Annotated in this window: 16 protein-coding genes and 1 pseudogene; 11 read left to right on the top strand and 6 right to left on the bottom strand. The window is 64.8% G+C overall.

Going from position 1 to position 23579, the window contains the following annotated elements; translation table 11 throughout:
- Positions 1-10: 10 nt before the first annotated feature.
- The 6 genes and pseudogenes from OHQ90_RS30330 to OHQ90_RS30305 form a co-directional block, all read right to left on the bottom strand.
- The gene (locus OHQ90_RS30330; protein ID WP_328403310.1) at positions 11-853 is read right to left on the bottom strand and encodes an acyl-ACP desaturase; all 843 of its coding nucleotides are present in this window, start codon (positions 851-853) and stop codon (positions 11-13) included.
- On the bottom strand, positions 850-3402 hold the full coding sequence (locus OHQ90_RS30325) for an AMP-binding protein (RefSeq protein ID WP_328403308.1): 2553 nt from the start codon (positions 3400-3402) through the stop codon (positions 850-852). Before OHQ90_RS30325 ends, OHQ90_RS30330 begins: the two co-directional genes overlap by 4 nt.
- Positions 3395-4153 (bottom strand): DUF1365 domain-containing protein, encoded by a 759-nt coding sequence (locus OHQ90_RS30320; RefSeq protein ID WP_328403306.1) that lies wholly within the window; start codon positions 4151-4153, stop codon positions 3395-3397. Before OHQ90_RS30320 ends, OHQ90_RS30325 begins: the two co-directional genes overlap by 8 nt.
- A 6-nt stretch (positions 4154-4159) precedes the next feature.
- On the bottom strand, positions 4160-5347 hold the full coding sequence (locus OHQ90_RS30315; protein ID WP_328413187.1) for an NAD(P)/FAD-dependent oxidoreductase: 1188 nt from the start codon (positions 5345-5347) through the stop codon (positions 4160-4162).
- 1204 nt (positions 5348-6551) lie between these two features.
- Positions 6552-7326, bottom strand: a pseudogene (locus OHQ90_RS30310) (IS5 family transposase); the annotation flags it as partial.
- Between the two features lie 240 nt (positions 7327-7566).
- Entirely contained in the window at positions 7567-9150 is a 1584-nt protein-coding gene (locus OHQ90_RS30305; RefSeq protein WP_328403304.1) for an ADP-ribosyltransferase domain-containing protein, read from the bottom strand.
- A gap of 111 nt (positions 9151-9261) precedes the next feature.
- Between OHQ90_RS30305 and OHQ90_RS30300 the strand changes: the two genes are divergently transcribed.
- The 11 genes from OHQ90_RS30300 to OHQ90_RS30250 all read left to right on the top strand — a co-directional run bounded on the left by OHQ90_RS30300 (position 9262) and on the right by OHQ90_RS30250 (position 23112).
- A complete protein-coding gene (locus OHQ90_RS30300; RefSeq protein WP_328403302.1) occupies positions 9262-9939 on the top strand; it encodes a macro domain-containing protein in 678 nt (225 codons plus the stop codon).
- 497 nt (positions 9940-10436) lie between these two features.
- Positions 10437-12668: a SulP family inorganic anion transporter gene (locus OHQ90_RS30295; protein WP_328403300.1), complete on the top strand. Its 2232-nt coding sequence runs from the start codon at positions 10437-10439 to the stop codon at positions 12666-12668.
- A 271-nt stretch (positions 12669-12939) separates the two neighbouring features.
- Positions 12940-15186, top strand: a complete 2247-nt coding sequence (locus OHQ90_RS30290; protein ID WP_328403298.1) for a solute carrier family 23 protein — start codon at positions 12940-12942, stop codon at positions 15184-15186.
- Positions 15187-15255: 69 nt separating this feature from the next.
- The gene (locus OHQ90_RS30285) at positions 15256-15687 is read left to right on the top strand and encodes a TIGR02611 family protein (RefSeq protein WP_328403296.1); all 432 of its coding nucleotides are present in this window, start codon (positions 15256-15258) and stop codon (positions 15685-15687) included.
- Positions 15684-16298, top strand: coding sequence for a (2Fe-2S)-binding protein (locus OHQ90_RS30280; protein ID WP_328403294.1), 615 nt, complete (start codon positions 15684-15686; stop codon positions 16296-16298). Before OHQ90_RS30285 ends, OHQ90_RS30280 begins: the two co-directional genes overlap by 4 nt.
- A 315-nt stretch (positions 16299-16613) precedes the next feature.
- Entirely contained in the window at positions 16614-18674 is a 2061-nt protein-coding gene (gene thrS, locus OHQ90_RS30275; RefSeq protein ID WP_328403292.1) for a threonine--tRNA ligase, read from the top strand.
- Positions 18671-19258, top strand: a complete 588-nt coding sequence (locus OHQ90_RS30270; RefSeq protein ID WP_328403290.1) for an HIT family protein — start codon at positions 18671-18673, stop codon at positions 19256-19258. The genes thrS and OHQ90_RS30270 overlap by 4 nt, the downstream gene beginning before the upstream one ends.
- Positions 19259-19933 carry a phosphatidylinositol phosphate synthase gene (pgsA, locus tag OHQ90_RS30265; protein ID WP_328403288.1) on the top strand — a complete coding sequence of 225 codons (675 nt, stop codon included), beginning with the start codon at positions 19259-19261 and terminating at the stop codon, positions 19931-19933.
- 61 nt (positions 19934-19994) lie between these two features.
- Positions 19995-20948: a phosphatidylinositol mannoside acyltransferase gene (locus OHQ90_RS30260; RefSeq protein ID WP_328403286.1), complete on the top strand. Its 954-nt coding sequence runs from the start codon at positions 19995-19997 to the stop codon at positions 20946-20948.
- Positions 20945-22069 carry a glycosyltransferase family 4 protein gene (locus OHQ90_RS30255; protein WP_328403284.1) on the top strand — a complete coding sequence of 375 codons (1125 nt, stop codon included), beginning with the start codon at positions 20945-20947 and terminating at the stop codon, positions 22067-22069. The genes OHQ90_RS30260 and OHQ90_RS30255 overlap by 4 nt, the downstream gene beginning before the upstream one ends.
- Entirely contained in the window at positions 22069-23112 is a 1044-nt protein-coding gene (locus OHQ90_RS30250; RefSeq protein ID WP_328413186.1) for an NUDIX hydrolase, read from the top strand. Before OHQ90_RS30255 ends, OHQ90_RS30250 begins: the two co-directional genes overlap by 1 nt.
- Positions 23113-23579: the final 467 nt, after the last annotated feature.

The following is a 23579-nucleotide window of genomic DNA, read 5'->3' as shown; positions in this document are numbered from 1 at the left end:
CCTTATCTTCTCAGGGGAGGGTGCGCAGGCTTCTGGTCAGATCGAGCAGTTCGCCGAGCTCATCGCCGGGGCTGTCCACGAACTGGCGGATCATCCGTTCGAGTGCGGTGTATGCCTCGGTGTGGTCGTAGCCGGCGGTCTCGGCCACGGAGTACGACCACCGGCGATAGTTGGAGAGGGTGTCGGACAGTGGCATACGGAATGTGCGGAGCACATGCTTGAGATGCGGTGCGGCGGCAGCCGGATCGCGTCGCAGATAGGTCTCCACCAGATGCGCGTAGAGCGCGAAATGCCGTGCTTCGTCACGGGCCATTCGCAGCAGCAGGTCCCGCAGGACCGGTTCGGTGACGACATCGCGGAACCGCAGATAGAACAGCTGGGTCGCCTTTTCCTGAAGCATTGTGTACGCGAATGCCTCGAGCGGCTCCGGATAGGGAAGGTCGAAATGTTTGCGTCCTTCCTCGGCCAGTTCCAGCCGCAGGGCCTCGGAGGTGTTGATACCCGCGGCCTCCTGATATCGGGTCAGCGCGGCGGCGTGGCGTTCCTCGTCGTAGGACCAGGCGACGAAGAACCGGAAGTATTCGCGGTGCACGGCAACAATCGGGATCGATAGATCCGCGCCGTCGACCGGGAAGGTCCGAAGCAGCCAGTTCATATATCCAGGCAGGTGGTCCTCGATGTAGGTGATGAATCGGACTACCGACCGGTCGGCGTCGGTGAGCCGGTCCGGACGTACCTCGTCCCAGTCCAGGTCCCGCAGGCTCCACAGTTTGTCCGCACCGCGTTGCACGACGGGTTCGACAGCGTTGCGGACCTCGGTGAGAGTCAGGCTGGGCAGCCAGGTCTCGGTCATCGTGGGAGCTCCGTCGACCCGTGCCGTGACCGGATCGCGGTGATCCCGTAGTGCTTGGTGGTGTAGCCCCACCCTGCGTTCGTGGTCTCGAGGTAGCGCACGAGTTCGTTACTCAGGCAGGGATGTACGTCATCGATAGCTTCGGCGGCACCGCGGATTCCGGTCAGCCAGTCGTCAATTGTCTTGTGGTAGTGCCAGGTCAGGTCTCGGACTCCGACCAGGCTCAGCCCGGCATCCTCCATCGCGGCCAGCAGTTCGGACGGTGGACGCAGCACGGCGTAGCCGAAGATCTGCTCGGCGACATGCCGGCTCCCCGGTCGGTCGGAGTATTCACCGAACAGTTCGTCGTTGCGAAAACAACTGGCCGACACGTACATTCGACCACCTCGCCGGATGGCCTTGGACATGATGTCGATGGCGCGCCTGTGGTCCGGCAGGTGTTCGATGACTCCGACGAGTGCGGTGGCGTCGAACGTTCCGGACGGAATATCGAGGTCGTACACGGACTGTTCGAGGACCGTCAGCCGGTTGGTCAGGCCGCGTTCGGCGGCGCGTTCGCGAACCCACCTGGCCTGCACAGCCGACGGCGTCACAGCGGTGACCGTGCAGTCGACTTCCTCGACGAGGTAGAAGGCGAGGGCTCCCCAGCCCGTTCCGATATCGAGCACCGACTCGCCGCCATGTAGGGCGAGGCGTTCGGCGATGAAACGGAGCTTGGCGTCCTGAGCCGCATCGAGACTCTCGGTGACGTTGTCGTAGATGCCGCAGGTGTATTTCATCCGCCGACCGAGAAATCTCTCGAACACCTCCGGCGGCAGGTCGTAGTGCCGGTTGGTCGCGGTCAGCGCGTGATCGACGGCTGTAGTTTCCATGCCTTCTTCCCCTGTTCGTGCTTTTATCTCCTGATCGGCGAGCCGGGCGGCGGCATGCAACCGCTGCCACTTACCGCTGGTGGTCCGGGTCAGCCAGCGCGGTGGCACCGTATGTACCCGAACATGTGGCATACCGATGGCGGTGACAATCCGTCGCCGTATCTCGTCCTCTAGCGCGGCCCGAGGCGCTCCTTCGAGCGTGGTTTCGGCGATCACTCCAAGGAATTCGCCATCGCTCCCATCGTTTTCGGCGACGGCCACGCAGTGGCCGCGGTGCACGCCCGGCACTGTCCTTGCCACGATTTCGGCGTCGTCAGGGAAGTAGTTCTGCCCGTGGACGATGATCATCTCTTTGCGCCGCCCCGCGATGAAATAGTCGCCGCCGAGCCGGAACGCCAGATCGCCGGTGCGCAACCAGGAACCGTCGAATACGGCGGCCGTGGCCGGTGCGTCGTCGAGATAGCCGGCGGTGACAGCATCCCCACAGATCTGGAGTTCGCCGAGCCGTCCGGGACCGAGCACGCCACCGTGCTCGTCGACCAGCCGCACCTCGACGCCGAGCACCGGAGCGCCGACCGAGACCACAACCTTTGCGCGCGAGTCGCTTTCGGGCACCTCGCGGACCTGCCCTGTGGCACTCAGCTCGTCGCGGTCGACGCAGACCATGCGCGGCAAGGTGCCCGGCTGCGGGAAAGCGACGGCCAGAGTGGCTTCGGCCATGCCGTACACCGGATACATCACTGTGGGAGCCGCTCCAGCACGGGCGAAGACGTCTGTGAAGGCTCGGACCGTGGCGGCGGACACGGGTTCAGCGCCGTTGAATGCCAGTCGCCATGACGACAGGTCGAGGTCGCGCAACAGCTCCGGCGTGGCTGCCCACAGCATTAGGTCATAAGAGAAATTCGGTCCGGTCAGCACTGTGCCCCGGCATGCGGAGAAGTAACGCAGCATCTCATCGGGACGCCGCAGGAAGGCCGTTGGCTCGAACACATGCGACTCGATCCCATTGAGCACCTGCGCCAGATGTCCGAACAGTCCCAGGTCATGGTGGTATGGAACCCACTGCACGAAGACGTCACTCTGACCGAAACCACCACTTATGGCGATTGCGCGCAGACCCGCCAAGACCGCCCGATGGCTGAGGGTGACTCCCCGCGGCTGCGCCGTACTGCCCGACGTGAACTGCACCACCGCGATGTCCTCCGGTGCGACAGTGGGCAACTCGGCCACCGCCCGCGACTCGGCGCGCACGAGCCGCAGGCCGGTGCAAGCGTCAGCGAGATGGTCGGAGAGTTCCGCGGTGTGCGAGTCGACGAGCATATGCCGCATATGCGCAGCCTGGACGATGGCCGACATTCGATCCAATCGACGGTGATCGGCGCCCAGACCCTGCGGTTCCGGCAGTACGGTGGCGGCGGCGCCCGCCATGACGATCCCGAAGAGCCCGGCCAGCAGTTCCGGACCGGACGAACCGATCAACCCGACAACCTCACCCCGGCACACCCCGGCCGTGATCAGCGATCGCGCGATGGTCTCGGCATCGGCCAGCAGATCCTTGACTGCGGTCTCGCCGTTGCGCTGCGGGTAGACGAGGCGGGTAAGCGGTGCCGCCGTAACGATATTGCGCAGCGCCTCATCGAGCGTGGATCCGCTCAGCAAGAGGTGGTGGTCATTCACGATGAGAACTCCGAATCGGGGTGACGCCAAGTTGGGGTTGATGCGGGAGTCTGCGCGCGGATGTGAGACCCCGCCGACGAAGCCGCCGCGCGTGCCAATGGATCAGCGCGATAGTGCGATAAGACGTCAGCAGTAGCCGCGGTGACACGATGACCGCGGGTATGCGTACCTTTTTCCCGACCAGCGTGGCGGTCAGCGCAGTGACGGGAGCTGAACGGTTACGTAGGGCGCGATGCAATGCGAACACGATTCGTACGCTGTCCGGGTTCAGTACGAACCGCGTGCGATACCGGCCATCGACGGGAAAGTATGGAGAGACGTAGAACTCTTTGCGGAAATCCGCCTTCCCGGCGGCATCGGGGGTGAGCAGGTAGCAGTGGCGTTCCCCGAACGTGTTGCGGACCTCGGCGATCACGATCGCCAGGGAATCGTCCGCGCGATAGCAGAAGAAGAAACTGACCGGATCGAACGCGTATCCGGCGCTGCGCGGTTGGGCGAGCATCAGTATCCGGCCACCCGCCAGGTCGATCCCGTTGCAGGACAGGAAGGTTTCGACGTTCTCCCGGATACTGCGAGTCGGGTCGCCGAGATGGTCGGCGGCATGGAACCGCACCAGCGGACGCACCGGCGCGGCCAGTGTGTCGACATCGACGAGCCACATGTAGAGGGTGTGGGTGAATCGATAGGTGAATGGGTGATGCCGTATATGGATGAGGCGGCAACGAAACAGTGTGGGCGATTGTATGGTCATCGACGGTCACCATCCGACCCCGAAGCCGCGTGCTGCCTCGACGCCCGAGCGGCATCCGTCCTCATGGAAACCCCAGCCGTGATAGGCCCCGGCGTACGCGAGAGTCGGTGACGCGAGATCAGGCAGCCGGCGCCGGGCCGCATCGCTCTCCGGTGTGTACACCGGATGCTCATAGTCCATCCGGGCCAGTACTTTCCGCGGATCGACGGCATCCTCCGGTCCGAGCGTTACCACATAGTCGGTATTCGAGTCGATGTTCTCGAGCCGGTTCAGGTAGTAGCTCATGAGCATCCCGTCCGGGTTGGGATGACAGGTATTCTGCCGATAGTTCCATGACGAGCGATGCTCGGCGGCCTGCGGCAGCACTGACGCATCGGTGTGCAGCAGCGCCCGATTCCGCACATATGGCAGCGCGCCGAGGACGCTGAGCTCGACAGGTGTCGGATCGGCAAGCAGCGCAAGCGCTTCCCCCGGGTGAACGGCGAGGATGACGCGATCGAAACGGCGTGTTCCGCCGGCAGCATCGGTGACGGCGATCCCATCGACATCGCGGCGCACCGACCGGACCGGCGTCTCGGTAAGGACCTCATCGAGGGCCGTGGCTATCCGAGACACGTAGTCCGCGGACCGTGAGCTCAGTGTGCGCCAGCGCGTCGCCGCACTGCCGCGCAACATGCCGTGGTTGTTCAGGAAGGCCAGCAACGCAGCCACCGGATACAGCCCCGCGGTCCGCGGATCGCAGGACCACACAATGGATACCAGCGGCAGCACAACATGATGTGCGAAATAGTCGGAGAACCCATGGTCGGCCAGCATCTTGTGCAAGGTGACCCCGTGATCTTCGGGTGTGGCGAGGATCTTTTCACAGACACGGTTGAATTCCAGCATCTCTACGAGCAAATCCGCGTTCGCGGACTGGAGTTCCTGCGGCAACGTGCGAAGTCCGCTCCCCGCAGAGTATTTCAGTCCGCAACCGTCACAGAGCACGCTCATCGACATCTCCGATGCGACACTGCGGACCCCTAGCTCGTGCAGGAGTCGCGTGAAGAGCGGGTAGTGCGCCACGTTGTATACGATGAACCCAGTGTCCAGATGCCGTACCGAACCATCGGTCGAAACAATCGAATGGGTATGAGCATGTCCGCCCAGCCGAGAATCAGCCTCATATAACGTGACTCGCGAAACTCGCCGCATCAGGTAAGCAGCCGCCAGTCCGGATATGCCCGAGCCGATAACGGCCGTCGTCGGTTCCGAGGCCATTGACACTCTCCCAAATTATTCGCTCCGCCGAAGCTATCCGGCGTGCACAGCCCGCTGGATTCGGGAGTCCCACCCGCTAGTCCTCTACCGTCCAAAAATTCGATGATGTGCACATCGACCAGGTCAGAAGGCGTTGCGGTGCTTCTTCGGATCGAGAGCGTACCGTCCGGTCTGCGGGGCCGCCACGGCTGGGAATAGGTTGTTGGACTCGACGTGCTCGGAGGCTCCGGTGCTGGTCAGATCAACTCGACGAGCACCTTGGTTGCTTTCGACTGCTGGGGTTGATTGTTGATGATTGCAATTACTTTTTATGATCGAAACTGCCATGGGGTTCGGCGGGCTATTCGGTCTGATACCCGCCCTTGTATGAGGCATGCCGATGTTTGAAGTCGGCAACTCCCCGAATGGCCTATCGTTCGATGGAAATTTTCCGGTGAAATGCAAACCTTAGAGCATGTCTCATGTGGTTGCTTTTCGCGAGCTTCTTGTAGCAGGTGAGTGTGGCCCCGAGGGTTCGGCTGGATAGGCTGGCGAACCCTGATCAAGATTCGGCATCTGGTTCTAGCCATCGTGGCAACGAGTGTGACCGCATGCGGCGGGCCGGAGTCGGATTCACCCACTCGCCCAGCCTGCAACGCCAGCGCCCCAACCCGGGACCGTCTTCGCCACCGAACAGCGCCCTGATGTGCCGTTCACTATCCAGGTTCCGCAACTGCCGGGCTGGCAGGAGACGTCAGTAGAAGAAGGCGGCGGTTCGGTGTTACGTATCGGCTTACGTAAGGGCAATGCGACCGTCACCCTCGGCGTACTCCCCGCCCGCGGGACCTCATCCTTGATGGGGGTCAGCATGGGCGACGGATGGCGAAAGTTGGGATCTGAGATCATCTCAGTGTGCGGTCTGGACGCCCACAGGACCACCGGGATTTCCCCCACCTCCGATGGCGATCTTTACAACGACTTCCTTGGATTCGCTTACGATGTAGGCGAAATGAGGTACCCGGTCACGATGTCCGCCCAGACCCCGGCCGCCGATCGGGACACGTACCAACCCGATTTCGACACCTTCGTCAACGGACTGCAAATTGTGCCGCGAGGCACCCTCTAAGAACGTGTCCCATGTCGTCGCTTGAGCTTTCGCCAGCTTCTTGTAGCAGGTCAATGCTGCGGCCAGGGTGAGGAAGGCGCAGAAATGGTTGGCGTAGCGGTCGTATCGGATCGAGAGTCGGTGGTAGCTGAACAGCCAGGCGATGGTTCGTTCGATCACCCATCGATGTTGGCCCAGCTTGTGGCTGGATTCGATGCCCTTGCGGGTGATGCGGACCCCGATGCCCCGCTCGCGCACCCATCGGCGCAGTTCGACGTGGTCATATGCCTTGTCGGCATGGAGTTTTCCGGGTTTGCGTCGCCGTGGCCCGCGACGCGAACGGACTGCGGGGATGGCCCGCACGAGCGGTTTGAGTGCGTTGGCGTCGTTGGTGTTGGCCGCCGACACCGCGACCGACAGCGGCAGCCCGCGACGGTCGGACAGCACATGGATCTTGGAGCCGGTCTTGCCGCGGTCGACCGGGTTCGGGCGGGTCATCGATCCCCCTTTTTTGGGCTCGCACCGACGCCCCGTCGCATACCGCGCGGGACCAGTCGATCAAGCCGTGGCTGCCGAGTTCGTCGAGGACCGCGCGGTGTAGGCGCCGCCACAGCCCAGCCTTGGTCCACACGGTGAACCGACGATGCGCGGTCGGCACGGTGACCCTGAACCACGGCGGCAACAAACGCCACACACAACCGCTGGTCAGCACGTACACCACGGCGGTGAACACCGCCCGCTCATCGGTCGGGGCAGTGCCCCCGCCCTGGCGACGCGCCTCGAACTCGGGCAGCAACGGCGCCACCAGCTCCCACAACTCGTCCGGCACCAGACGCTTCGACGACTCGTCGACCACGGCCAGAAGTCATGCTGCACAACCGATTCCGGCACGCTGAAAACGACATGAGACACGCTCTTAGTCGTCCGCCTCACACGCGGAAAGTCGCTGGTTCGAAACCAACTGGGACCACCGAAAAAGGCTCATTCTCACCAGCGTCCGCTCGCTGGTGAGAATAGGCCCCTTCGGCTTCTTTTGAGGATCATCCGGCCATTCGATGCAGCTCAATGCTCAGGACACGAGGGGTTGCTCCTCTGATTCGGTCAACTTCACGATGCACAACCCGCCGCGCTCGGCCTTGACCTCCGTGACGTCGAGCTGCGTGCCCGGCAAGAGGATGAATTCCTCTTCGTCGGTGAACGCGGAGAAACTCCGGATGCTCACGGCCCGAGTGGGGTGTACCTCGAAGAGCGTTCGCTTGCCACGACTACCGAGGAATGCCTGTGCCACGTTGGGCTCGGACGTGCAGGAGGACACTCCCCACCACGTCACGGTCCGACCTAGTGGGTACTGCGCACGCAGGTCCAGTGATACCCCGCGCCACAACGGCTCGCTACGTGTGGGAAGCCGTGACACCGCCGAGAACAGCAGTCGCAGGTACGGGAGGTACGGGGCGAGTTTCGTGCGGTCCGGGGCGCGCAGGACGGCGTTGATCTCCCGATAGAACGCGGACTCGCAGGTGTAAATGTGGAGGGCGGCAATCGCGTTGGCGGAGAGTCTCCCGGCCGTCTGGTCCGCCCGCCTCTTGCCGAACTCGTGCGACAGCGCGGCGTGCCGATCGAGACCGGACAGCAGCTTGGCGATCGGGGCGATGGCGTCGTGGAAGTCCATGAGCGGGGTGTCGAATACGCCGGTGATCGCGTCAAGGACGAGTCCCTCGTCCTTGACGCTCGCGAGCCGTTCGAGGTAAAGCTGGTGCAGCTCCATGGTCGACGCGATGAACGCGCCCATACGCTCGGCGATGTCGTGGTCGGTCCCGTCGGCTTCCGTTGCAAGCTTGTTCCACCCTGTGCTCGGCAACCAGTCGATCTCGTCGGCGCCCAGCGCTGCGAGGGCCGCGTTCACCGTTGCGAAATGGTCACCGTTGCAAAAGATGTCACCCTGCGCGGCAGGGTTGGCGTGGTCTACGTGCCGGACTTCGACCTGGGGGTACTTCTTCTGGAGTTGCAGGACGACCTTTTTCAGACTGCGCGCGTGGGTCCCCCACCAGGCGAAGACAACACCACGGTCGGCCTCGTCGGCGTTCTGCTTGGCCCTGAGGATCTCTTCGACGATCCGCTCGGCAACGGGACGCCAGAACGCTGTGTGCTGATCGGTTCCCAGCGCTCCGTCGCTACTGGCGGTGAGCGCTGCGTTGAGCAGCAGTACACCCTGGGTGAGCATCGCCTGGAACCACTCCGGAGGCTGCACGGCGTCCTGCTCGTGCAAGAGTGCGCGAATGTCGGCAATCGGAGTCTTCTTCGGGATGCCGTACTTCCACATCGCCGCTGCTTTGATGATGCAGCGGATGCTGACGACCCGTCCGAACTGGCTGTTTTTCCAGTCGTGGAAGGTGTTGTCGAACATGGCGATGCCAGTGGCGCTCTCCGGCCGCGGGTATGGGTTCTGGCCGAAGACGACGACCTTCCACTTGTGTGGTGGATTGGGCTTGAGCGCCTGGAAGGTCAGTTCCCGGACGGGGACGATGCGCGGGCTGCGGCCCGGGCCCATAAATGTTGCCGCGTCCGGCCGTGCCTCGATGACCGGCTTCAGCAGTGGCAGCCACGGCTCACCGCCGCCTTTGAACAATTCAGCAAGGGCCAGTGGATCATTCATGCTCACCATCGGCACTATATTTCATGAAATCTCCTCTGACAGAGGACATGTCGGTGGGTCGCGGTAGCGTCGTGAACGGGTGGGAGAACCGCATCCAGATTGGAGTTGACCATGACCATGAACCGTGTGCAGGCGCCGCTGCGGGTGGTGCTGACCGACATCAACCCGCACGTTGTGGAGGCGTGGCGGGCGGCCTTTGCCGACAACCCCGAAATCGAGATCCGCAGGGGCTCAATCCTTGACGAGCATGTCGATGCCTGGGTCACCCCGACCAACTCCCGGGGCCGGATGGACGGAGGGGTCGATGCGGTCATCAAGCGGCACCTCGGGGCGGGGATTCAACTGCGAGTGCAGCGGGCGATCCGTGATCAGTTCGCGGGAAGGCTTCCGGTGGGAAGCGCGGTGTGCGTTCCGTCCGGGGCGACCGACCCGAAGTTCTTGATCTCGACGCCGACAATGGAAACGTCCGTACAGAACGTCAGTGAGACCCTGAATGTGGCCTTGGCGTGTGCCGCCGGGTTCCAGGCGATCCACCGGCAGAACAACGAAGCGCCGGGCAGCATCGAATCGGTGGCGCTGGTCGGCATGGGCGCCCAAACCGGCAGTGTGCCTGCCCGCGTGTGCGCCAACCTGATGTGGACGGGCTACACGTTGTTCACCGACTACTGGTTCGAAGACTACGACGACCTGCGCAGCACAATCATTGCGCAACTCGACGACATCGAGAATGCGCCCAACGACCAGCGGGTACGCATCGCGCGGCCCGAACGCCCCGCGACCAATCGCTGATCGACCGGACCGTGCGGTCGACCGGGGTCAGGGACTCCTCGGCGACCGGTGGCCCGGCAACGCCAGCACCACCGGTGCCGACCTCACCTCGAGCGACGTCGACCTCGGTTACGACGCCGGGCACACGAGCTGATGCTGTTCGACGAAGCCATCGCCGTTCTGCAGACCCCGTTGCAATCCCGCCCGCCTTCACCGGCCGTGACGACCTCGACTCGGTCGGCATCATCCATCGACTCGGCTGACGTACCGCCGGCGTTCCGGCCAGCGAACCCTAGATTGCTCGACTGTGATCAAGGTCACAGTTTGATAGCAATTTGTGCGGGTTGCCTTCAAAAGCTTTCCATACGCTTTGCGAAGTCTTTACTATTTCCCCGACCTTCGCATCATCGGGTCGCTGCTCCACGAAGCAACAGCTTCGCCCGCCGCTCGCTTTCGATGCCAGTACATGTTCGACCGATGAACCGGATCGGCTGCTGCCGATTCGGCGAAGGAGAATTATGTCCACCGACACCGATCCCGCACCACGGACGTCGCCGCCGCGCGCAGGTATTCCCGAACGTCTCGCCGCCATCGGCCGCCATGACTTGCCCGCTTCGGTCGTGGTTTTCCTTGTCGCACTGCCACTTTCGCTGGGTATCGCAGTGGCCTCCGGCGCGCCCGTCGCCGCGGGCCTCATCGCGGCCGTCGTCGGCGGCGTTGTCGCCGGGCTACTCGGCGGCTCGGCGGTGCAGGTGAGCGGGCCGACCGCGAGTCTCACCGTTATCGTCGCCGAGAGTGTGCATCAATTCGGCTGGGCAGCAACATGTTTCATCACTGTGGGCGCGGGTGTGCTGCAGATTCTGTTCGGTGTGAGCCGGGTCGCGCGCGGTGCACTGGCGATCGCGCCGGTGGTGGTGCACGCGATGCTGGCGGGCATCGGCGTGATCATCGCGCTGCAGCAGGTGCATGTGCTACTCGGCGGCAACTCGCTGAGTTCGTCGTTTGCCAGCCTCGCGGCCCTGCCGCAACAGCTGATGTCGGTGCATCGCGGTGACCTGGCCATCGGTGTGGTTGTCATCGCGATTCTCATCGCATGGAAGGCCGTGCCGCGCCCGGTGCGTGTGGTGCCGGGCCCACTGGTCGCGGTCGTCGTCGCGACGGTTCTGTCGCTGGTGCTGCCGACGCATGTCGAGCGCATCGTGTTGAACGGGTCCCTGCTCGATTCGATCGGCTTGCCTGCGATTCCGTCCGGCAGCTGGTCGGCCATCGCGGTGACGATGGTGACGATCGCGCTGATCGCCAGCGTGGAGAGCCTGTTGTCGGCCGTCGCGGTGGACAAGTCGCGTCCGGACAAGCCGACGAACTTCGATCGTGAACTCATCGGACAGGGTTCGGCGAACATGGTGTCCGGCCTGCTCGGTGGGTTACCCGTCGCCGCGGTGATCGTCCGCAGCATCACCAATGCCCATGCGGGGGCGCAGACCAGGGCCGCGACCGTGCTGCACGGTGTCTGGATCCTGTTGTTCGCGGTCGCGCTGGCGGGGCTTGTCCAGCAGATCCCCAAGGCGGCGCTGGCCGGGCTGCTCATCCTGATCGGCGTGCAACTGGTGAAATTGGCACACATCCGGCTGGCCCGCCGCACCGGCGAGCTGTATGTCTATGTGGCGACAGTGCTAGGCGTGGTGTTCCTGAATCTGTTGCAGGGCATGGTGATCGGCCTGCTGCTGTCGTTCGCGCTGTTGTTGTGGCGGGTGGTCCGGGTGACGATCATCGCCGAACCCGTGACCGGTGCCCGGCGCTGGGTGGTGACCATCGACGGCACCTGCACCTTCCTTGCGCTACCGAAACTCACCGCCGAACTGGCCAAGGTGCCCGCAGGTGCCGAGGTCACCATCGAGATGACCGTCGACTTCCTCGACCATGCCTCATGTCAACTGATCACCGACTGGGCGGCTAAGCGTGAATCCGACGGCGGGATAGTCGAATTCGTCGAAATCGGGAGCGCGCGGATGGCAAGGGCGGAGGCAGGTCCGCCGGAACGCGGCCGTTCCAGGCAGGTCATCGACGAGGTGATCGGGCCGTGGCGGCGCACCGGCAACCGGGAGGATCCGATCGCCGCGGGCATCACGGCCTACCACCGTGGCCACGCCCATCTCATGCGCCCGCATCTGGATGGATTACGTAACCGTCCCGACGCCGATTCCTTCTTTCTGACCTGCGCCGATGCTCGTATCGTGCCCAACGTCATCACCAACAGCGGTCCCGGTGATCTGTTCACCGTCCGGAACGTCGGCAATCTGGTCCCGGCGGGCAGCAGCGATGTCTCGGTGGAGGCAGCGCTGATCTACGCGCTGGAGAAGCTGGACGTGCGTGCTGTGGTGGTGTGCGGGCATTCCGGCTGCGGCGCGATGGAGGCCCTGCACCACGAGGTGCAGACAGGGCCAGGGCTGGGCGATTGGCTCGCGCATGCGCGACCGAGCCTGGACCGGTTTCGTCTCGGGCATCCGGTGGCCGCCGCCGCGGCCCTCGTCGGTTTCGGCCAGGTGGATCAGCTCGGCATGGTGAATGTCGCGCTGCAATTGGAGCGACTGTACGCGCACCCTGCGGTGCGTTATGGGATCGAGGAACGCGGTGTCGCGGTGTCGGGGCTGTTTTTCGACATAGCCACAGCGCGCCTCATCGAGGTCACTGTCGACGGGATCGCCGAGTTCGACGATGCGGGTAGCCGTGTCGCCGCGGAACCTGTGTAGCGGTGGCGGTGTCGGCCGACCTTTTCCGGTCGGCCGGGGCAGTTGTGCGGAACGTCACGGTGTGGTTCGAGCATGGAGTCGGGGCATCGCGGGACTACTTCTCAGGCTTTGCTAAGTCTTTACCAATACCCTTGTTGGGATTTACATCTCGACCCGTTGCCGGGTCGGGAACTGCTTCACCGCGAGATGCCGGTTCGCGGTCTTATGCCCTGCTGGACATGTTGATCGTCAACCGACCTCGGCACTTGCCGAGTTCGGCGAAGGAGAGTCAATGGCCGTCGAGAACGATGTAGCCACACCGCTGTCACCGCCCACTGAATCGGGGGATGATTCTGGATCGCGATCCGGCCGCTTGGCGTCTGTCCTACGCCACGACGTGCCTGCGTCGATCGTTGTATTTCTGGTCGCTCTACCGCTGTCGCTAGGCATCGCCCTCGCCTCCGGCGCGCCGGTGGCCGCCGGGCTCATCGCTGCCGTTATCGGCGGTGTCGTCGCCGGCACAGTCGGCGGTTCCGTGCTCCAGGTGAGCGGCCCTGCCGCCGGTCTCACCGTGGTCGTCGCCGAGTCGATCAGTGAATTCGGTTGGCGCGTCACCTGTTTCATCGTGGTGGCGGCCGGTCTGTTGCAGATCCTCTTCGGGCTCAGTCGCATCGCGCGTGCGGCGCTCGCGGTCGCGCCCGTTGTGGTGCACGCAATGCTTGCCGGCATCGGCATCACCATCGCACTGCAGCAGATCCATGTGCTGCTCGGTGGTTCCTCCCACAGCTCGGCGTGGAAGAACATCGTGGAGCTGCCCGGTCAGTTGATGAACCTGCACGGCGGCGGTGCCTTCATCGGCATGGTGGTCATCGCGATCATGCTCGGATGGCGTCATGTTCCCGCTCGGGTGCGTGCCATTCCCGGACCGCTGGTCGCGGTGTTCGTCGGCACCGTCCTTTCCTTGGTATTGCCCACAGGTGCCGAGCGAATTGTGTTGAGCGGCTCACTGTTCGACGCGATCGAGCTGCCGAGCCTGCCGAGCGGTGATTGGTCCGCGGTGGCGATCATGGTGCTGACCATCGCACTCATCGCCAGCGTCGAGAGCCTGCTTTCGGCGGTGGCCGTCGACAAGATGCACACCGGTCAGCGCACCAATTTCGACCGGGAACTCATCGGCCAGGGCTCCGCGAACGTGGTCTCCGGTCTGCTCGGTGGTCTACCGATCACCGGTGTGATCGTCCGCAGTGCCACCAATGCGCAGGCGGGCGCGCGCAGCCGGGCCTCTGCGGTGCTGCACGGATTCTGGATTCTGCTGTTCTCGGTCGCGCTGGCCGGACTCGTGCAGCAGATTCCGAAGGCCGCGCTGGCGGGTCTGCTGATCGTGATCGGCGTCCAACTGGTGAAGCTGGCCCACATCAAGCTCGCCCGGCGCACCGGTGATCTGCTGGTCTACACGGTCACCGTGGTCGCCGTCGTGTTCCTGAACCTGCTGGAAGGCGTGATCATCGGTCTGGCGCTGGCCTTCGGCCTGCTGCTGTGGCGCGTGGTACGAGTGGCCGTCGCCGCTATGCAGGTCCCGGGTTCGCAGCGGTGGCTGGTCACCATCGACGGTTCCTGCACCTTTCTGGCCTTGCCGAAGCTGTCCACGGAGTTGGCGAAGGTGCCCGCCGGTGCCGACGTCACCGTCGAGATGACCGTGGACTTCCTCGATCACGCCGCCTTCGAAGCCATCGAGGAATGGGTGCGCCAGCAGGAAAGCAGCGGCGGCACTGTCGAATTCGTGGAGATCGGTAGTGCGCGCATGGCCGCGGTAACGGCGGGCCCGCCCGCGCGCGGCTTCGGTCGGGCGGCCATGGACGAGATTCTCGGTCCATGGCGTAGCGACGACAAGAACATCGATTCGGTCACCTCGGGCGTCGCGGCATACCACCGTAGCCATGCGCATGTGGTGCGCCCGCACCTGGATGACCTGCACGACTCACAGGATCCGCATTCGTTCTTCCTCACCTGCTCGGACTCGCGGATCGTGCCCAACATCATCACCAGCAGCGGTCCCGGCGACATGTTCACCGTCCGCAATGTGGGCAACCTGGTTCCGGTATCCGGTGACGCGTCGGTAGAGGCCGCGTTGATCTTCGCGCTGCAGGAGCTCGATGTGCGCTCTGTCGTGGTCTGCGGCCACTCCTCGTGCGGCGCGATGAAGGCGTTGTATTCCGGAACCGATACCGGCCCGGGGATCGGGCCCTGGCTGGCGCACGCCGACCCGAGCCTCGAACGCTTCCGCTTCGGGCACCCGGTCGCGGCGGCGGCCGAGGCGGCCGGGTTCGGTGCTGTCGACCAGCTCGGCATGGTGAACGTGGCGGTCCAGTTGGAGACTCTGCACCGGCATCCGGCGGTGCAGGCGGCCATCGCCCAGCGCGGTGTGACGGTGTCGGGCCTGTTCTTCGACATCGCCAGCGCGCGCGTCGTCGGGATCACCATTCACGGGCTCGTCGAGATCGATGATGCCGGGCAGCGCAGCACACCCGAGCTGGTCTGAGATGTCGAACATCTCGAACCAGTGCTGGAGCCGAATCGGGTACCGCCGGATGGCTCGTAGGCTGGCGGGGTGACCATCGAGCTCGAACCGTATTCAGCGACCGAACCGACCCGCTGGCGCGCCTTCCGTAACGGACTGGCCGGGCGACCTACTCTGAACCTCGCCTACCGGATCGGGGTCGCGGTGATCGGCGTCGCGGTGCTGGTGCTCGGCATCCTGGCGATTCCCTATCCCGGTCCCGGCTGGGCGATCGTTTTCGCCGGCCTCGGCATCCTGGCGACCGAATTCGCGTGGGCGCACCGGGCGCTGGGTTGGCTGCACGGGAAGTACCGGCAGGGTATGGCCTGGTACTCCAGCCGAGGTATGGCTCTGCAGGTGTTCGCGGCGGCGGCTACCTTTGCGCTGGTCGTCGCGACACTATGGATATTGGGAACATTCGGGTTGGTCGGCGGCTGGATCGGAGTCGAATGGCAGTGGTTGCACAGTCCCCTCACTCGGTGAACACCGTTCCAGGGCGGACACTCACCCAACCGGACTGGCTCACCGCGCGAATCACGGAGATGGGCCAGTCCTGGGGTACCACCTCGCTGCGCATCGCGGGCACCCTGTGGTGGTGCATGGTGGCCTCCGCCCTGGTCGAAAAGATCGCGCGCGCCTACGCGCACGAGGAAACCGCGGCTGCGCCGGTACTGGACCGGATCGCCTGCGAGGTCCGACCCGATGGTGGGGTCGAGCACATCGAGGTCGCCGGCCCCGGCACAGATACTGTCGGATGCGGCGCGGCTCTGCGGGAGACCCTTGCCGACGTGATCGCCCCGGTCGCCGAGGTGTCGGGCGCGGGCGTGCCGTCGCTCTGGGCGATCGTGGCCGACGCGATCGGCAACCGGGCACTGGACGCCGGTGCGCCCGCGGCAGGCACGCGTCTGGCCGCCGAGATCGGTGACAAGCTGCCGACGCCCCGCTTCGTCGAGATCGGTGGGCGCACCTTCGTGCGCCGCATCTCCTGCTGCCTGGTCTTCGAGGTGCCCGGGTGCGAAATGTGTACCAGCTGCCCCAAACGCCCCGCTGCCGAGCGCAAAGCCCTCCTGGAGAAGCTGGCCGCGGAGAGCTGACGCGTTGTCGCCTTCGCAAAGGCGACCAGTGGGTACCTGCGTAACTCACCGGGCACGTCCAGACGCCGATGGGACACGCGATCGCCGGTCCGCTGTCGTGGCACTGACGTCCGGCAAGAGTTACGGAAGACGGGGGAGCCCACGATTCGGCAACTGCGCGACCGTCGGCCCGCAATGCGAGTATTGACGCGCCCAACGACCGGCGGAAGACGCCGGGAGCCGGGCTAGCTAGCATGGTCGCGCCGGAGCAAATTTGTGTCCGGCTGATGAAACGCGGGAACAAGCCCGCCACCAAAAGCCAAGGAGTCCGCTGCCGTGACCACCTCAGCCCCTATCAGCCCTGTCGCCCTCGTCCGGGTGCCGGCCGGGACGACGGCGGGCGCCGCGGTGCGCGAAGCGGGCCTGCCGACCAAGGGTCCCGACACCATCGTCGTCGTCCGCGACGCCGAGGGCCTCAAGGATCTGTCCTGGATTCCGGATACCGACGTCGAGGTGGAGCCGGTCGCCGCCAATACCGAAGACGGCCGCAGCGTCATCCGGCATTCCGCCGCGCACGTGCTCGCCCAGGCGGTGCAGCAGGAGTTCCCCGGCGCCAAGCTCGGTATCGGCCCCTTCATCAAGGACGGCTTCTACTACGACTTTCAGGTCGACAAGCCGTTCACCCCCGAGGATCTGGCCAAGCTGGAATCCAGGATGAAGAAGATCGTGAAAGGCGCGCAGCGCTTTTCACGTCGGGTGGTCGAGATCGACGAGGCGCGCGTCGAGCTCGCCAAGGAGCCGTTCAAGCTCGAGCTGATCAGCGATAAGTCGGGCATCGACGATCCGGAGGTCATGGAGGTCGGCGGCAAAGAGCTGACCATCTACGACAACCTCGATCCGCGCACCGGTGAGAAGGTGTGGGGCGACCTGTGCCGTGGCCCGCACATCCCGACCACCAAGTTCATCCCCGCGTTCAAGCTGACCCGCAGTTCCGCCGCCTACTGGCGCGGCGATCAGAGCCGCGAGGACCTGCAACGCATCTACGGCACCGCATGGGAGTCGCAGGAAGCCCTCGACGAGCACATGCACCTGGTCGCGGAGGCGGAGCGCCGTGACCACCGCAAGCTCGGTCTGGAGCTGGACCTGTTCAGCTTCCCCGACGAGCTCGGCTCCGGACTGCCGGTGTTCCACCCCAAAGGCGGCATCATCCGCAAGGAGCTCGAGGAGTATTCGCGCCGTCGCCACGTGGCCGCGGGCTACGAATTCGTCAACACCCCGCACATCACCAAGGGGCATCTGTTCGAGGTCTCCGGGCACCTCGACTGGTACCGCGACGGCATGTTCCCCGCCATGCATCTGGACGCCGAATACAACGAAGACGGCACCGTTCGCAAGCCCGGCCAGGACTACTACGTCAAGCCGATGAACTGCCCGATGCACAACCTGATCTTCCGGGCCCGCGGCCGCTCGTACCGCGAACTGCCGCTGCGGCTGTTCGAATTCGGTTCGGTGTACCGCTACGAGAAGTCCGGTGTCGTACACGGCCTCACCAGGGTCCGCGGCATGACCCAGGACGACGCGCACATCTACTGCACCAAAGAGCAGATGCACGCCGAGCTGACCAATACCCTGCAATTCGTGCTCGATCTGCTGAAGGATTACGGCCTCGACGACTTCTACCTGGAGCTCTCGACCAAGGATCCGAAGAAGTTCGTCGGCTCCGAAGAGATCTGGGAAGAGGCGACCGAAACCCTGTCCAAGGTGGCCTCGGCCTCCGGGCTGGATCTGGTGCCCGATCCCGGCGGCGCGGCCTTCTACGGGCCCAAGATTTCCGTGCAGGCCAAGGACGCGCTCGGGCGCACCTGGCAGATGTCGACCATCCAGCTCGACTTCAACCTGCCGGAGCGGTTCAACCTCGAATACACCGCCTCCGACGGGACCAAGCAGCGGCCGGTGATGATCCATCGCGCGCTGTTCGGTTCGATCGAGCGCTTCTTCGGTGTCCTCACCGAGCATTACGCGGGCGCCTTCCCCGCCTGGTTGTCGCCGGTGCAGGTTGTCGGCATCCCGGTGGCGGAAGCCTTTGCGCCGCACCTGGATCAAGTGATCGAGCAGCTGCAGGACGCCGGTATCCGGGCACAGGTCGACCGCAGCGACGACCGGATGCAGAAGAAGATCTTCAACAACACCGCGCAGAAGATTCCGTTCATGCTGCTGGCGGGCGAGCGCGATGTGACCGCGGGCGCGGTGAGCTTCCGGTTCCGCGACGGCACCCAGGTCAACGGGGTGCCGGTCGCCGACGCGGTGGCCACCATCGAGGCGTGGATCGCCAACCGGGAGAACGCTTCACCGACTGCCGAGGGCTTCGAGGTACTGACGGAGAAGGACCCGGCATGAGCGAGCGTACGGTGCCGGATGGGCTCGCCGAACCGACCGAGCAGGGGAGCATCGTGGACACCGGGGCCGGCGAACCGGACCGGTTGCAGCGGATCTGGACGCCGTATCGGATGTCCTACATCGCGGAGGCCGCCGCGACGACCCCCAAAGACGCTACCGGACACCCGTTTACCGATATCCCGAAGATGTCGGATGAGGACGGTCTTGTCATCGCACGCGGCGAAGTGGTCTACGCGGTGCTCAACCTGTATCCGTACAACCCCGGGCACATGATGGTGGTGCCCTACCGCAAGGTGGCCGACCTCGAGGACCTCACGCCCGCGGAGAGCGCCGAGCTCATGGCATTCACCCAGCAGGCGATCCGGGTAATGAAGCAGGTCTCGCGGCCGCACGGTTTCAATGTCGGCCTGAATCTCGGTGGAGTGGCGGGTGGTTCGCTTGCCGACCATCTGCACCTGCACATCGTGCCGCGCTGGGGCGGGGACGCGAATTTCATCACCATCGTCGGCGGGGTGAAGGTGATGCCCCAGTTGCTGCGGGACACATGGGCCCTGCTCACCGAAGCGTGGAAAGAGGTCGAGTAAGTGCTGAGCTTCTTCGGCCGCGAGACGTTCTCCAAAGCGACCGCGCCGCTGGGTAAGGCGCTTGTGAAGACCGGGCTCACGCCCGACGCGGTGACCGTGATCGGCACGGTCGCCTCGATCGCGGCCGCGGTCACCCTGTTCCCGACCGGACATCTGTTCTGGGGAACCATGGTGATCTGGCTGTTCGTCATGTTCGACATGCTCGACGGCGCCATGGCCCGTGCGCGCGGTGGCGGCACGAAATACGGTGCGGTACTGGACGCCACCTGCGATCGGGTCGCCGACGGCGCGATCTTCGCCGGGCTGGCCTGGTGGGCGGTGTACCACGAGGACAGCAAGCCGCTGTTCGTGGTGACGCTGGTGGTGCTGGTGACCTCGCAAGTGATCTCGTATGCGAAGGCGCGCGCCGAGGCGAGCGGGCTTTCCGCGGACGGCGGGCTCATCGAGCGGCCGGATCGGCTGATCATCGTGCTGGTCGGTGCCGGACTCACCGGTATCGGCGGTTACTGGGGCATCGAATGGCTGACCTGGGCTGTGCACGTGGCGATGTGGATTCTCGCGGTGCTCAGCATCGTGACCGTGTTCCAGCGGATCTTGGCGGTGCGCAACTCGCCGGGCGCACGGGACGTGATCCCGCCTGCCCGTCCCGCCGCGGAATCCCAGGAACCGGCATGATCAACCGCGGCATGACGTTCGGTCGCACAATCGCAGGTCTCGGAGCAATACAGGGGTGGTTGTGAGTATCGGGGAACGGATCGGCGCCGCGGGGTATGCGGCAGGGTGGCGGCTGGTGCGCGCACTGCCGGATTCGACCGCGCGCAGGTTGTTCGATTGGGGCGCCGACCGGGCGACGCGCAAGGGCGGTCCGGACCAGTTGCGGCGCAACCTCGCCCGGGTCACTGGCGTCGCGCCCGAGCAGGTGCCCGACGAGCTGCTCAGGGCGAGCATGCGCTCCTACGCCAGGTACTGGCGCGAGGCCTTCCGGCTGCCGTCGATGGACCATGCGGCGCTCGGTGCGCAGCTGACCGTGGACGGGGTGCAGAATCTGGAAGCGGCGCTGGCGCAGGGGCGCGGCGCGGTCCTGGTGCTGCCACATTCGGGGAACTGGGACATGGCGGGGGTCTGGCTGGTGCAGAACCACGGTGGTCTGGCGACTGTCGCGGAACGGCTGAAGCCGGAATCGTTGTTCGAACGCTTCGTCGCCTATCGGGAAAGCCTCGGCTTCGAGGTGTTTCCGCTGACCGGTGGCCAGCAGCCGCCGTTTGTCGAACTGGCGGCGCGGCTGCACGAGAACAAAGCGGTCTGTCTGATGGGGGAGCGCGACCTCACCGGCCGTGGTGTCCCGGTGACCTTCTTCGGGGAGACCACCTGGATGCCTGCCGGTGCGGCGAAACTGGCTATCGAGACCGGTGCGGCGTTGATCCCGGTGCACCTGTGGTTCACCGTCGATGCCGACGGTCGCGAGGGTTGGGGCATGAAAACCGAAGCTCCACTGGATGTTTCGGGCGGTATTGCGGCGGCGACACAGGCATTGGCCGATCGGTTCGCAGCGAACATCGCCGAGCATCCCGCCGACTGGCACATGTTGCAGCCACAATGGGAGAACGACCTTTCGCCGGAGCGACGCGCCAGGATTGCCGCTGCGCAGGCCGCGTTCCAGAACCACGGCAGGGGAGGTGACACACCATGAAAATCGGCATGGTCTGCCCCTATTCCTTCGACGTTCCCGGCGGGGTGCAGGCGCATGTCGTGGAACTGGCGCGGGTGTTCATCGAACGCGGTCACAAAGTCAGCGTGCTCGCTCCTGCCTCGGAAGATACACCTCTGCCCGACTTCGTGGTCTCGGCCGGTCGCGCGGTCGCGATCCCTTACAACGGGTCGGTGGCGCGACTGTCCTTCGGCCCCATGGCCTACACCAGGATTCGCCGTTGGATCGACGGCAACGACTTCGACGTATTGCACATCCACGAGCCCAATGCGCCGAGCCTGTCGATGCTCGCGCTGAAGATCGCCGAGGGCCCGATCGTCGCCACCTTCCACACCTCGACGACGAAATCATTGGTGCTCAGCACCTTCCAGGGCGTGCTTCGGCCGTATCACGAGAAGATCAGTGGTCGGATCGCGGTCTCCGAACTGGCGCGCCGCTGGCAGGTCGAGGCGCTCGGGTCCGACGCGGTGGAAATCCCGAACGGCGTCGACGTGCCTGCTTTCGCACGGGCGCCGATGCTGCCCGGCTATCCGCGGACGGGCGGAACGGTGCTGTTTCTGGGCCGCTACGACGAGCCACGCAAGGGGATGGAGGTACTGCTCGGCGCGTTGCCGTCGTTGGTGAGCAAGCATCCTGACCTGCAGATTCTCATTGTCGGGCGCGGTGACGAGGAGCGGCTGCGCCGCGAGGCAGGTCCGCTGGCCGACCATTTGCGTTTTCTCGGTCAGGTCTCCGACGAAGACAAGGCCTCGGCGATGCGCAGCGCGGATGTGTACTGCGCGCCCAATCTCGGCGGCGAGAGCTTCGGCATCATCCTGATCGAGGCGATGGCCGCTGGAACTGCCGTGGTGGCAAGCGAATTGGACGCCTTCCGCCGGGTGCTGCGCGACGGATCCGCGGGCGTGCTCGTGCCGGTGGGTGATTCGGCTCGGCTCGCCACCACGATCGATGGACTGCTCACCGACGATGCCCGCCGGAATGCGCTGGTGCAGAGCGCGACTCAGATCGTCGGCGAGTACGACTGGCCGGTGGTCGCCGAACAGATCCTGCGGGTCTACGAGACCGTGACCGTCGGCGACGTCCGAGTGCGGGCCGCGGGATGATCACTTTCTCCGCGACAACGGTCCTCGTACTCGCGCTGATCGCGGCGGTGTTTTTCGCGATCGGCATCTGGGCCTACTCGACGGCCAACCGGCTCGACCGGTTGCACGTGCGTTCCGACCAGTCCTGGCATGCGCTGGATTCGGCGCTGGCCCGGCGGGCGGTGGTCGCGAGGTCGGTCGCGATTGCGATCGCGGGTCCGACGTCGGACCCGGCATCGGCCGATCGGGCCAAACTCCTGGCTATGCTGGCCGATCGCGCGGAACGAGCAAGCCGAGCCGACCGTGAAACCGTCGAAAACCAGCTCTCGGCCGCACTTTCCGCGATCGACATCACCCAGCTGCGCCCGCAGCAGGTGGCCGAACTCGCCGATGCCGAAGCTCGGGTGCTGATCGCTCGCAGGTTCCACAACGACGCGGTCCGTGACACCCTTGCCCTGCGCACCCGGCGACCGGTCCGCATCCTGCACCTCGGCGGCACCGCCCCGCTGCCGACCTACTTCGAGATCACCGAGCGCGCCACTCCCGCCGCGTCGACCGGACTCGACGTGGACACCATTCGCACTTCGGCGCGGGTGGTGCTGCTCGATGACGACGATCGCGTGCTGTTGATGCGCGGTCACGACCCCAAGACGCCGGATATTTCGTTCTGGTTCACCGTCGGCGGCGGTGTCGATCCGGGGGAGACCCTGCGTGCCGCGGCGATCCGCGAACTGTGGGAGGAGACCGGTCACCGGGCCGATCCGGACAGCCTGCGCGGGCCGATCTGGCGACGCGTCGCGGTGTTCCCGTTCGACGGCGACCTGATCCGTGCCGAAGAGCTGTTCTTCGCACTCCGCGTCGGCGCCTACGAACCGCAGCCGGGGAACATGACTGCGGTGGAGCGCCGCTGCATCACCGCCAACAAGTGGTGCACGGCCGCGGACATCATCGCGCTGGACCAGTCCGGCGAAACGGTGTACCCGTACCACCTGGACCAACTGCTGACCGAGGCCGCGAAAGTCGTTTCGACCGGCACCGATCCCGAGGTCCGTTCGATTCGCTAGCGTCCGGCTACGCCGCGGCAGCGGTGCGCTGCCGATCACATTGCCCTGTGATGTATTTCACGATCGTGATAGCGTCGCGACTGGATTGGCGCGGCCGGGGTAGTGCTTATCGGAAGGCACTCGGAAACCCGGTGTCGCGATCCCACCGAGGTGGGATGAAACATTGGTGCGTGGAGGTAAGTAGTAGATGTCCTACCTGTTGTTCGATTTCCTCTTGCCGTTGATCGGCCCCACCGCCGCGGAGTATTGGGCGCAGTTGCTGGTCGTCAACCCGATCTGATCATGAGCTCGGAATTCGCCGGGTCGACGAAACTTCTCGTCGGCCCGGCGAATCCGTGTTCACGCCCCTGAGGTATCGGTCCAGTCCAGCCGGTTCGAGGTGAGACCTCCTGGTCGTGGGCAAGGCCAGTGGTGCTCAACTGGCTATCAAGTGGCCTGATGGGCCCGCCTAGAATCAGTGGCGTTCC

Source organism: Nocardia sp. NBC_00403 (assembly GCF_036046055.1).
In the GTDB taxonomy this organism is placed as follows: Bacteria; Actinomycetota; Actinomycetes; order Mycobacteriales; family Mycobacteriaceae; genus Nocardia.
This window is presented reverse-complemented; position numbering and strand designations above follow the sequence as displayed.